This is a genomic window from Streptomyces sp. NPDC056347, assembly GCF_042262625.1.
Taxonomy (GTDB): domain Bacteria; phylum Actinomycetota; class Actinomycetes; order Streptomycetales; family Streptomycetaceae; genus Streptomyces.
The window spans coordinates 1-11,771 of sequence record NZ_JBHJQP010000107.1 but is presented as its reverse complement, the minus strand read 5'-3'; the positions used below and the strand labels follow the sequence as shown (position 1 = coordinate 11,771).

At 70.8% G+C, this 11,771-nt stretch carries 8 protein-coding genes and 1 pseudogene; 5 read left to right on the top strand and 4 right to left on the bottom strand.

The window, feature by feature from the left end; translation table 11 throughout:
* Positions 1 to 48: 48 nt before the first annotated feature.
* From ACFCV8_RS23410 to ACFCV8_RS23400, 3 genes and pseudogenes are all read left to right on the top strand, one after another.
* Complete coding sequence (locus tag ACFCV8_RS23410) at positions 49 to 2,289, top strand: MMPL family transporter (protein WP_376687366.1); 2,241 nt, start codon at positions 49 to 51, stop codon at positions 2,287 to 2,289.
* 232 nt (positions 2,290 to 2,521) lie between these two features.
* A complete protein-coding gene (locus ACFCV8_RS23405; protein ID WP_376687365.1) occupies positions 2,522 to 4,180 on the top strand; it encodes an alpha/beta hydrolase in 1,659 nt (552 codons plus the stop codon).
* A pseudogene (locus tag ACFCV8_RS23400) lies at positions 4,123 to 4,341 on the top strand (transposase); the annotation flags it as partial. The gene ACFCV8_RS23405 and the pseudogene ACFCV8_RS23400, both read left to right, overlap by 58 nt.
* Before the next feature lie 179 nt (positions 4,342 to 4,520).
* Here ACFCV8_RS23400 and ACFCV8_RS23395 read toward each other — a convergent pair.
* The 4 genes from ACFCV8_RS23395 to ACFCV8_RS23380 all read right to left on the bottom strand — a co-directional run bounded on the left by ACFCV8_RS23395 (position 4,521) and on the right by ACFCV8_RS23380 (position 10,127).
* Positions 4,521 to 5,849, bottom strand: coding sequence for a class I SAM-dependent RNA methyltransferase (locus ACFCV8_RS23395; protein WP_376687364.1), 1,329 nt, complete (start codon positions 5,847 to 5,849; stop codon positions 4,521 to 4,523).
* A 118-nt stretch (positions 5,850 to 5,967) separates the two neighbouring features.
* A complete protein-coding gene (locus ACFCV8_RS23390) occupies positions 5,968 to 8,016 on the bottom strand; it encodes an APC family permease (protein ID WP_376687363.1) in 2,049 nt (682 codons plus the stop codon).
* A gap of 185 nt (positions 8,017 to 8,201) precedes the next feature.
* Complete coding sequence (locus tag ACFCV8_RS23385; protein WP_376687377.1) at positions 8,202 to 9,197, bottom strand: 1-aminocyclopropane-1-carboxylate deaminase; 996 nt, start codon at positions 9,195 to 9,197, stop codon at positions 8,202 to 8,204.
* A gap of 210 nt (positions 9,198 to 9,407) precedes the next feature.
* Positions 9,408 to 10,127: a GntR family transcriptional regulator gene (locus tag ACFCV8_RS23380; protein WP_376687362.1), complete on the bottom strand. Its 720-nt coding sequence runs from the start codon at positions 10,125 to 10,127 to the stop codon at positions 9,408 to 9,410.
* 254 nt (positions 10,128 to 10,381) lie between these two features.
* Between ACFCV8_RS23380 and ACFCV8_RS23375 the strand changes: the two genes are divergently transcribed.
* Both ACFCV8_RS23375 and ACFCV8_RS23370 read left to right on the top strand, forming a co-directional pair.
* Complete coding sequence (locus ACFCV8_RS23375; protein WP_362617779.1) at positions 10,382 to 11,050, top strand: TrkA family potassium uptake protein; 669 nt, start codon at positions 10,382 to 10,384, stop codon at positions 11,048 to 11,050.
* A complete protein-coding gene (locus ACFCV8_RS23370; RefSeq protein WP_376687361.1) occupies positions 11,050 to 11,727 on the top strand; it encodes a potassium channel family protein in 678 nt (225 codons plus the stop codon). The genes ACFCV8_RS23375 and ACFCV8_RS23370 overlap by 1 nt, the downstream gene beginning before the upstream one ends.
* The last annotated feature ends 44 nt before the right edge of the window (positions 11,728 to 11,771 follow it).

The following is an 11,771-nucleotide window of genomic DNA, read 5'->3' as shown; positions in this document are numbered from 1 at the left end:
CGGGGTGATGGTCTGGATACCGGCCGGGAGCCCCCGGCAGACGTCCGCATGCAAGTCCGTCCGCCGGAGGACATCGTGATCCGCGCCCTGACCGGATACTCCACCAGACACCCGTGGAAAGTCATCGCCCTCTGGGCGGTGCTGGGTGTCGTGCTGAGCGCCCTGGCCCCTGCACTGATCGGCCGCGTCACCCAGAACCGGACCGGGGATTTCCTGCCCAGGAGCTACGACTCGGCCGCCGCCCTGGAGATCGCCGAGGAGCAGTTCGGGGTGAACCCCGACGCCATCACCGTGACGATGCTGGTCGCCCGGTCCGACGGCAAGGCTCTCGGCACCGCCGACCAGAAGCGGATCGAGGCCGGGGCGGCGAAGCTGGCGCAGCGCCGGGTGATCATGCCCAGGGAGGACGACAGACCGAAATTCCTGGTCCCGGACCGCTCCCAGACACCCCGGATCGCCCCGGCGATGGTGGCACCCGACCGGAGTTTCGAACTGCTCTCCGTCGAGCTGATCGGGAACCGCACGGACAAGGGGGTCCAGGGCGTCTACCGGGCCTTCCGGGACGCCGCCCGGACGCAGTTCTCCAAGGCGGGGATGCGCACCGGCTTCACCGGAAGTCTCGCCGACACCGTCGACACCACCGATTCCCACGAGACCGCCGCGAAGGTCGGGGGCGCCCTCCTCATGGGGCTCATCCTGCTGATCAACGTGCTGGTGTTCCGCAGCGTGCTGGCGGCCCTGCTGCCGCTGGTCGCGGTCGCCATGATCACCGGCGTGGCGGGGGGAGCCCTCGCGGGTGCCGCGGTACTCACCGGGCTCAAGCTCGACGCGGGCACCCCTGATCTGATCAGCGTGGTCCTGCTCGGCATCGGCATCGACTACCTGCTGTTCCTGCTGTTCCGCTTTCGCGAGCAACTGCGCGCCCGGCCGGAGCAGTCCGCCCGCGAGGCGGCCGGGCAGGTCTCGGGACGGGTAGGCACCACGATCACCTCGGCGGCGCTGACCATCGTGGCCGGGTTCGCCACGCTGGGCGTGGCGACCTTCGGCCAGTTCCGCTCGCTGGGCCCCGCCGTCGCCGTCGCGGTTCTGGTGATGCTGCTCGGCAGCCTCACCCTGCTGCCGGCGCTGCTCGCGGCCGCCGGGCGCAAGATGTTCTGGCCCTCCAAGGCCCTTGGCCACGAGCCCGGCGTGAGCCGTGTCGCCCGCTTCGGGGTGCGGGTCGCACGACGACCGATGACGATGACGTTCGCCTCTGTCGCCCTGCTTGCCGCGCTGGCCGCCGGGCTGATCGGGATCCGCATGGACTACGGCCAGGGCAACGCCGCTGCCAGCACCCCTGCGGCGGCCACCGCGACCGAGATATCCCGTGCGCTGCCGGCCGGAGTGTCGGACCCGACGAGCGTCTTCGTCACCGCCACTGGCGGCGGCATCCTCACCGCAGGCCGACTCGACGGCCTCTCCCGCGCTCTCACCCAGGTCAAGGGCGTGGGCCAGGTCGCACGGACCGTCCTGAACAAGGACCACCGCGCCGCTCGGATCGACCTCTACCCGACCGCGGCCCCGCAGAGCCAGCAGGCCCGCGACCTGGCTTCCGGACCCGTGCGGGCAGCGGTCGCCCGGCACACACCTGCCGGAACGACGGCGCACGTGGGCGGAACGGCGGCGATCTACGCCGACATCTCCACCGCCGTCGACCACGACCTGAGGACCGTGTTCCCGGTCGCGGCCGCACTGATCGCGCTGATCCTCCTGCTGCTCCTGCGGAGCCTGCTCGCGCCCCTGGTCCTGATGCTTTCCGTCGGGCTCGGCTTCGCCGCCACCCTCGGCGCCGCCACGCTGCTGTTCCAGCACGGCCTCGGCAATCCGGGGGTCGGCTTCACCCTCCCGCTGGTGCTGTTCCTGTTCGTCGTGGCCCTGGGTACCGACTACAACATCCTGATCGCCGACCGGATCCGGGAGGAGATGCAGCGACCGGGCCCGGCCCGCGCCGCCGTGGCGCGCGCGGTGCAGCACACCTCACCGGCCATCGCGACCGCGGGCCTGGTCCTTGCAGGATCCTTCGCCACCCTCGCCACGAACCCGGGGAACGAGCAGATCGCCTTCGCGGTGACGCTCGGAATCCTGCTCTCCGCGCTCGTCCTCTCGCTGGTGCTGGTCCCCGCGCTTGCCGCACTCCTCGGACGGAGCATCTGGTGGCCGGTCCGCCCACGGCCCACCGAGGGCGGGCACTCGCAGCACCGTACGAACGCCCCTGCCCCGGAACCCGACCGAGTCGTGATGGCGGACTGACCGAACGACTCAGGCGACCCGTGAGCACCTCGTCTGTCCGGCGTGGCCTCGCATGGTTGAGCGTGCGCGCTTGTGACGGCCACCAGATGTTTCAGGAGCCGTCGGAAACGCCCCGGAAGCCCGCCGGAAATCTTGAAATCGCGCGCGGCCCGGCACCGAGCCGAAGCCGGCTTCCGCGTCGCCCTGTACACCGCGTTCCACGCCACCGGCCCACCACCACCCAAGGAATTCCGTGACCATCCTCAGCCCCACCGCGCGGCGCGCCTCCGTCGTGAGTCTCACCCTCGCCGCCTGCTTCATCACATCCCCCGCCCCGGCCTCAGCTTCTGGGGCCCCCGCCAGGAACGGCACCGGGGCCGGGCTCGACCAGTACCACCGGCAGCACCTCGCCTGGGGCAGCTGCGTCACGGGCCCCGTCGACACGACGGGCCGCGATCTGGACAAGGCCGGTGCGCAGTGCGCGGACGTCACCGTGCCGCTCGACTACGCCCACCCCGCGGGGCGCACGATCACCGTCGCGATATCCCGGCTCAAGGCCACTGACACCCACCACCGCATCGGATCGATCCTGCTGAACAACGGCGGGCCGGGCGGACCTTCGGTCCAGTCGCCGCCGGATGTCCGCAAGGCGATGAAGGATGTCGGCGCGCGCTACGACATCGTCGGCTTCGACCCCCGCTTCGTCGGCCGCAGCACCCCACTGGACTGCGGCTGGCCCGTCGGCACGTCCTGGTTCTCGGCCGGCACCAGCCGGGCAGGCTTCGACCGCCAGGTCGCCCTGCAGAAGAGCCTTGCCAAGAAGTGCCGAACCCACGACGCCTCGGTGCTGCCGTACATCAGCACCCGCAACACGGCCCGTGACATGGATGTGGTCCGCAGCGCGCTCGGCGAGCGGAAGATCTCCTACCTCGGCTACTCGTACGGAACCTACCTGGGCATGGTTTACACCCAGATGTTCCCTGGTCGCTACGACCGCTTCGTGCTCGATGGCGCGGTCGCCCCCGCCTACTACGGCCCCCGCCTGACGAGGGGCACCGAGCGAGCGAGCGAGAAGGCGCTGTCCGCCTGGGCCGCGTGGGTGGCGGACCGCGACGCCGGATACGGCCTCGGCCGCACCCGCGCCCAAGTGCTCACCACCGTCGACCGCGTCCTCGAGGCGTCCGCCAGCGGCCCGCTGACCGTCGGCACCGGCTCGGACACCTTCCGGATCGACGACACCCAGGTGCCGGTCCTCCTCTACTCCGGCATCGGGGACGACACCGACCCGGCCCGGACGTTCCTCGCCGAGCAGCTGGCCGTGCTGAGCAGGGCCGCACGGGGCGCGGCGCCGACGCCGCTCTCGCCGGACTTCGCCGCGACACTCCGGTACCTACTGCGCGGCGCGGCCGAACCGTCCGGAGTCCAGGCCGCGGTCCTCTGCGGGGACGTGGCCGCCCCGCGCGACCCCGAGGTCTACTGGCGCGACATCGAACGCAGCCGGGCCTCGCACCCGGTGTTCGGACCCATGACCAACAACATCGGCCCCTGCGCCTTCTGGGACCGCCCCCGCGAGGAACCCACCCGGGTCCGCCGCGACGCCCCGGTACTGATCGTGGCAGCCACCGGCGACCCCCGCACCACCTACAAGAGCAGCGTGACCCTGCACGAGCAGCTGCCCGGCTCCAGGCTGCTCACCCTCAAGGGCGCCAACCGGCACGCCCTCTTCGGCCGCTACGGCAACGCCTGCGTGGACGCGGAGGTCAACAGGTACCTGGCCAGCGGCAAACTGCCGACGAAGAATCAGACTTGCGTCAAGCGAGCCGATGAGGCGTCTTCGTCGGATCTGACGACGAAGAAGACGTTGTCCGCGCCGATGTGGCAGAGCGTCTGGGCGACCCGGATGCGGCCCTGATCATGGACGACACCGGCTTCCTGAAGAAGGGCACCGGCTCGTCCGGGGTGCAGCGGCAGTACTCCGGTACCGCCGGTCGCACGGAGAACTGCCAGGTCGGTGTCTTTCTCGCCTGTGCGGCCCCGCTCGGGCGAACGCTGATCGACCGCCGGCTGTATCTGGTGCGGGACCCCATCCACAAGGGCCCCGCTCCCGCAAGCGGCGCCTCTCCAACCGCCATCCGCAAGAACCAACTCCTGACACTCCATCAGAACGAGCGTCAGGATGTCTCACAGAGCGTCATCTCGGCGTCAAGACATCGCCCATAACGCTCACAACGCACATCACCCAAACCCGCAGGTCAGGCACCCTTTGCGATGGGTTCCAGAATCGCCACGCACTCCACATGGTGCGTCATCGGGAACAGGTCGAACGCTCGCAGCGTCCGCACCCGGTAGCCGCCCTCGCGGAAGTACGCCAGGTCGCGGGCGAGGGCGGCCGGGTCGCAGGCGACGTAGGCGATGCGGCGGGCGCCGAGGGTGGAGAGGTGGCGGACGGTGGCCTTGCCGGCGCCGGCGCGGGGCGGGTCGAGGACGATCAGGTCGCATTCGGTGATGCCGGTGCGCGGGAGGACCTGGTCGACCTTGCCGTGTTCGATGCGGACGCGGTCCAGGTCCTTGAGGTTGTGGCGGGCGTCCTCCACCGCGCGCTTGCCGGACTCGATGCCGAGGACGGCGCCCTTCTCGCCGATGCGCTGGCCGATGGCGCCGGCGAACAGGCCGACGCCGCAGTAGAGGTCGAGGGCCGTGTCGTTCTTGCGGGGCAGCAGGCCCTGCATGACCGCGCGCACCAGGGTGTTGGCGGCCTGCGGGTGGACCTGCCAGAAGCCGCCGGAGCCGACCCGGTAGGTGCGGTCGTCGGCGCGTTCGCGGACGAAGGCGCGGCCGTGCACCCGGTGGACGCCGCCGTCGCGTTCGTCGACGCGCATCACGGAGACCGGCTTGTCCAGCTCGACGAGCGGGAGCCGGGCCCCCGGCCGCGGGGTCAGGATGACCTGACGGTCGTGGGAGCCGGTGGCGGCGATGGCCTCCACCGAGGCCATGCCCGGCCACTCCCGCTTCTCGATGCCCAGCTCCGTGACGCCGGGCGCCGCGATCAGGCAGCGCTCGACCGGCTCCACGTCGTGCGAGCGGTGCTTGCGCAGGCCGACCCGGCCCTCCTCGTCGATGGCGTACTGGACCCGGGTGCGCCAGGCGGGCACCTCGCCCGCCGGGAGCTTGTCACCCTCGGCCGGCATGACCGTGCCGTCCCAGCCCGCCTCCTCCGGGGTGAGGCCCGCGAGGCGCTGGAGCTGTTCGGCGATGACCTCGCCCTTGAGGCGGCGCTGGGCGCCCGGCTTGGCGTGCTGCCAGTCGCAGCCGCCGCACTTGCCGGGTCCGGCGTACGGGCACGGTGCCTCAACGCGGTCCTTGGAGGCCTCGATGATCCGTACCGCGTCGGCGCGCAGGAAGCGGGAGTCGCTGTCGCCGTCGGTGACGCGCGCCACGACCTTCTCGCCGGGGAGCGTGTGCCGTACGAAGAGGACCCGGCCCCCGTCGGTGCGGGCGATGCAGTGGCCGCCGTGCGCGACGGGGCCGACCTCGACCTCGTACTCCTCCCCGACCAGCGACAACGTGGGTTCGTTCTGCATGAGGGGGTGGCTCCAGAGATCAAGGGGGAAACGGCCGGACAACAACCCACGAGTCTACGTGGGTGTCGTCCGGCCGTTCACCACGAGCGGGGCGGGAGGGCGGAGAGCGGTGGGGCGGTCAGCCCTTGCCGCTGGGCTCCTTGGGCCTGCGTTCCACGGGGCCGCGGCGCACCGAGCCCGGCGCGTTCCACTCGGCGCGCTTCCTGGCACGCTTCTTGGCCGCCTCGGAGGACTCCAGCTGGTACGGCACCGAGGTCACCATGACGCCCGGAGTGAACAGCAGGCGGCCCTTGAGGCGCAGCGCGCTCTGGTTGTGCAGCAGGTGCTCGTACCAGTGGCCGACCACGTACTCCGGGATGTAGACGCTCACCACGTCGCGCGGGCTCTCCCGGCGCAGGCTCTTCACGTAGTCGATGACCGGCCGGGTCACCTCGCGGTACGGGGAGTCGAGGATCTTCAGCGGGATGTCGATGCCGCGCCGCTCCCAGTCGTCCTTGAGCGCCTTGGTCTCGGCCGGGTCGACGCTGATGGACAGCGCCTCCAGCTGGTCGGAACGGATCAGCTTGGCGTAGGCGAGGGCGCGCAGGGTGGGCCGGTGGAGCTTGGAGACCAGGACGATCGAGTGGACCCGGGAGGGCCTCATCGTCTCGTCGGACGGGGTCTCGTCGGCGGCGATCTCCTCGGCGACCCGGTCGTAGTGGCGGCGGATCGCGGTCATCGTGCCGTAGAAGATCACCATGCCGAGGAGGGCCACCCAGGCGCCGTGGGTGAACTTGGTCGCGAGCACGACGACCAGTACGAGGCCGGTGAAGAAGGCCCCGAAGGTGTTGATCGCTCGGGACCGCTTCATGTGGCGGCGCTTGGCCGCGTCCTTCTCCGTCTTCAGATGACGGTTCCAGTGCCGGACCATGCCGGTCTGGCTGAGGGTGAAGGAGACGAAGACGCCGACGATGTAGAGCTGGATCAGGCGGGTGGAGTCCGCCCCGTAGATCCAGGTCAGCAGGATGGCCGCGCCCGCCAGCAGCACGATGCCGTTGGAGAAGGCGAGCCGGTCGCCGCGGGTGTGGAGCTGGCGGGGCAGGTAGCGGTCCTGCGCGAGGATCGAGCCGAGCAGCGGGAAGCCGTTGTACGCGGTGTTCGCGGCGAGGAAGAGGACGAGCGCGGTGGCGGCGGCGAGGACGACGAACAGGAGGCTGCCCTTGCCGAAGACGGCGGCCGCGACCTGCGAGATCACCGGGTCCTGCACGAACGAGGAGCCGACCGGGACACCGTGGTCGATCAGGTCCCGGGCCGGGTTCTCGGCCATCTTCACATCGGTGGCCATGGCCAGGGTGATGATGCCGCAGAACATGGTGACGGCCAGCAGGCCCATCATCGCGAGGGTGGTCGCGGCGTTCTTGCTCTTCGGTTTGCGGAACGCGGGTACGCCGTTGCTGATCGCCTCGACGCCGGTGAGGGCGGCACATCCGGAGGAGAAGGCCCGCAGCAGCAGGAAGACCAGCGCGAATCCGGCGAGGCCCTGGTGTTCCGCCTTGATCTCGAAACCGGCGGTCGGCGCGTTCATGGTGTCGCCGAGCACGAGCCCCCGGAACGCGCCCCAGGCGATCATGATGAAGACGCCTGCCACGAACAGGTACGTGGGAATGGCGAAGAGCTTTCCGGATTCCTTGACGCCGCGCAGATTCATCAGCGTCAGAAGCACGATGGCGACGGTCGCGCAGACCGTCTTGTGCTCGACGACGAACGGAATCGCCGAGCCGAGGTTCTCCACCCCGGAGGCGATCGACACCGCGACGGTCAGCACGTAGTCGACGAGCAGCGCGCTGGCCACCGTCAGCCCGGCCTTGGGGCCGAGGTTGGTGGTGGCGACCTCGTAGTCGCCGCCACCGCTCGGGTAGGCGCGCACGTTCTGTCGGTACGAAGCGACGACCGTGAACATCAGCACCGCGACCGCGAGCGCGATCCAGGGGCTGAAGTGGTAGGCCGACACGCCCGCGACGGAGAGCACCAGGAGAACTTCTCCTGGCGCGTACGCCACCGAGGACAGCGGGTCGGATGCGAAGACGGGAAGTGCGATGCGCTTGGGGAGGAGCGTTTCTCCCAGCTTGTCGCTGCGCAACGCCCGCCCGATCAGAATCCGTTTGGGCAGGTCGGTCAGTTTGGACACGCAGAGGATCGTAAGCGTTTCGTCCGGAGGGTTCGGACGCGCCACCGCCACTACCCTGCAATCTCCTGCACTCGGCCGAAAACGCCACGAAATCCTTAACGAAATCCTTGCGCTTCGGCCGAGTACCGGGGGCTCACTACCGAGTGCCGGCCACCGGGTGCCTGGAGGCGGGGGCCGGGCCCCGGTCAGGAATCCGCGAAAAGCGCGCTGTATCCGTTGAGCGCGGGCTGTCCGCCGAGATGTGCGTAGAGAACGGTGGAGTCGCGGGGGATCTCGCCGCGCGCCACGAGATCGACCATTCCGGCCATCGACTTCCCCTCGTACACGGGGTCGGTGACCATCCCCTCGGTGCGGGCGGCGAGCCGCATCGCGTCGAGGGTGGCGTCGTCCGGGATGCCGTAGGTGCCCGCGTGGTAGCGCTCGTCCAGCTCGACATCGGCGGTGGTGAGCTCCCGGCGCACCCCGATGAGCCGTGCGGTGCCCGCCGCGATCCGGGCGATCTGCTCGCGGGTGCGGGCGGGCTCGGCGGAGGCGTCGATGCCCAGGACGCGCCGGGGGCGGGCGCCCGCCTCCTCCAGCGCGGCGAAGCCCGCGACCATGCCCGCCTGGGTGGAGCCGGTCACCGAGCACACCACCACGGTGTCGAAGAACACGCCGAGCGCACGCTCCTGCTCGGCGACCTCGTACGCCCAGCCGGCGAAGCCGAGCCCGCCCAGCGGGTGGTCGGAGGCGCCCGCGGGGATGGCGTACGGCTTGCCGCCGCTCTCCTCCACCTCGCGCAGCGCCTGCTCCCAGCTCTCCTTGACGCCAATGCCGAACCCGGCGCGCACCAGCCGTACGTCGGCGCCCGCCAGCCGGCTGATCAGGATGTTGCCGACCCTGTCGTAGACGGCGTCGGGCCACTCGACCCAGCTCTCCTGGATGAGTACGCAGGCGAGTCCGGCGCGGGCGGCGACCGCCGCGACCTGGCGGGTGTGGTTGGACTGGATGCCGCCGATGGACACCAGCGTGTCGCAGCCCTGTGCGAGGGCGTCGGCGACCAGGTACTCGAGCTTGCGGGTCTTGTTGCCGCCGTAGGCGATGCCCGAGTTGCAGTCCTCCCGCTTGGCCCAGATCTCCGCGCCGCCGAGGTGCTCGGTCAGGCGATCGAGCCGGTGGACGGGGGAAGGACCGAAGAGCAGGGGGTGGCGCGGGTGCCCGGGGAGGGACGGTACGGCGGAGGGGTACGAGGAGGGGGTAGGGGCGGAGGTGCTCTGCGGGGAGGACGGCGAGGTGGGCGTTGCGGCGGTCACATGGGCTCCCTGGCTGATGGGTAGAGGGTGTGGCTCTGCTTGCCTGACTCGTGGGGGGGGTGGGGTGCGTAGAGGTAAGCGGGGGGGGCTTCGGGGCGGTTACGCGCCGGACCTGTCCGGCGCGCTCGTTTCGTCCGGCTCGGCGCTTCCGTCCGGCTCGACGCTTCCGTCCGGCTCGTCGGCGAGTTCTTCGAGCGCCCGCCAGATCTCGGCGGTGATCCGGGCCGCCGCCTCGGCGTCGCCCGCCTCGCACGCGTCGATCAGCCGGTCGTGCAGCTCCGCGGAGCCGTGCGCGGTTCCGGCCGTGCCGAACCGCCGCCACTCCAGACGCCGGATCAGCGGGGTGTAGCGCTCGATCGTGGCGGTCACCGCGTGGTTGTCGCAGGCGGCGACCAGGACGTCGTGGATCAGGTCGTCGGCGTGCAGCGCGGCCGCCACGTCGCCGCGGCCGACGGCGTCCCGGAAGCGGTGGTTGGCCGTGCGCATCACGGTGATGTCCGCACCGACGAGGCGGGGCACCGCGACCCGGGCGGCCAGTTCGTGCATGGCCCGTACGACGGCGGCCGCCTCCCGGACATCGCGGGGCACCAGCCGCGTCACCCTGGTGTAGCTCTGCGGCTTGGACTCGACGAGCCCCTCCGCACCGAGCCGGGCGAGGGCGTCGCGGACGGGGGCCCGGGAGAGCCCGAGCCGTTCGGCCAGATCGGCGTCGCGGACGGGAGCACCGGGCGGGAGGTCACCGCGGACGATGGCGTCGCGGATCGCCTCGTACGCGGTGTCCCTCAGCAGCGTCCGCCGGACAGGTCGCAAGGTCTCCATGAACTGACATGTTAGATGTCTGTTGCGCGGGTATTCAAGGGCCGGCCCGGGGCGATCCCCGGCCCCGCCGCCCGTCGGCCGGGGCGCGTCGAAGGCCCACTCGGATGAGGCATCGCATCCCGGTCCGCATAAGCTCATCCTGGGCAACGGGACACACCGTTGCCCCGTTGTTTGCCCGGCAAGCTGAGAAAGAAGTGTGAGCAGGGTGTTTTCGCAGGTCAGCCGGACGACCAGGACTGCGAGGTAGGCGCAAGGTGCACATCGTCATCATGGGCTGCGGGCGAGTGGGGGCCGCTCTCGCGCAGACCCTGGAGCAGCAGGGGCACACGGTCGCCGTCGTCGATCAGGACCCCACGGCCTTCCGCCGCCTCGGGTCCGGCTTCGGCGGACGGCGCGTCACGGGGGTCGGCTTCGACCAGGACACCCTCCGCGAGGCGGGCATCGAGGAGGCCGGGGCGTTCGCCGCGGTGAGCAGCGGCGACAACTCGAACATCATCGCCGCCCGGGTGGCCCGCGAGATGTTCGGCATCGAGAATGTCGCGGCGCGGATCTACGACCCTCGGCGCGCCGAGGTCTACCAGCGGCTCGGGATCCCCACGGTCGCCACGGTGCGCTGGACGGCGGACCAGATGCTGCGGCGGCTGCTGCCCTCGGGCGCCGAGCCGCTGTGGCGCGATCCGAGCGGCGGGGTGCAGCTCGCGGAGGTGCACACCACTCCGTCCTGGATCGGCCACAAGATCAGCACGCTCCAGGAGGAGACGGGCGTCCGCGTGGCGTTCCTCACCCGGCTGGGCGAAGCCATACTGCCCACCTCGCAGACGGTGCTGCAGGAGGGCGACCTCGTCCACGTGATGATGCGTACGGACGAGGTCGCGAAGGTCGAGGCGGCCTTCGCCGAGGGCCCTGAGGAGGGCGGTCACTGATGCGTGTCGCGATTGCCGGGGCCGGTGCGGTGGGGCGTTCCATCGCGGGCGAGCTGCTGGAGAACGGCCACGAGGTGCTGCTGGTCGACAAGGCGCCGACGGCCATCTCGGTGGAGCGGGTGCCGATGGCCGAGTGGCTGCTGGCGGACGCCTGCGAGATCACCTCGCTCGACGAGGCGGCGCTCCAGCGCTGCAACGTCGTGATCGCCGCGACCGGTGACGACAAGGTCAACCTGGTCGTGTCGCTGCTCGCCAAGACCGAGTACGGCGTGCCGAGGGTCGTCGCCCGGGTCAACAACCCGAAGAACGAGTGGCTGTTCAACGAGGCCTGGGGCGTCGATGTCGCGGTCTCGACGCCGCGTCTGATGTCGGCCCTGGTCGAGGAGGCGGTGAGCGTCGGCGATCTGGTCCGGCTGCTGCGCTTCAGCCACGGTGACGCCAACCTGGTCGAGCTGACGCTGCCGCCGGAGTCGGCACTGGCCGGCACCCAGGTCGGCGACGTGGCCTGGCCCGAGGACACCTCGCTGGTCACCATCATCCGGGGGCAACGGGTGCTGACGCCGAGCACCGAGGAGACCCTGGAGGCCGGTGACGAGCTGCTGTTCGTGGCCGCGCAGGCGCGCGAGGAGCAGTTGGAGGACCTGCTGTCGGTGCGCCGGGGCGACCCCGCGAGCTGACCCGGGCCGAGAACGGCGAAGGGGCCCGCGACCGTGCTCGACAC

What these genes read in the sequence shown, in the direction of transcription:
- ACFCV8_RS23410 (WP_376687366.1), top strand. Translation starts at nt 49, where the DNA reads ATGCAAGTCCGTCCGCCGGAGGACATCGTGATCCGCGCCCTGACCGGA.
- ACFCV8_RS23395 (WP_376687364.1), bottom strand. Translation starts at nt 5,849, where the DNA reads ATGCAGAACGAACCCACGTTGTCGCTGGTCGGGGAGGAGTACGAGGTC.
- ACFCV8_RS23380 (WP_376687362.1), bottom strand. Translation starts at nt 10,127, where the DNA reads ATGGAGACCTTGCGACCTGTCCGGCGGACGCTGCTGAGGGACACCGCG.
- ACFCV8_RS23370 (WP_376687361.1), top strand. Translation starts at nt 11,050, where the DNA reads ATGCGTGTCGCGATTGCCGGGGCCGGTGCGGTGGGGCGTTCCATCGCG.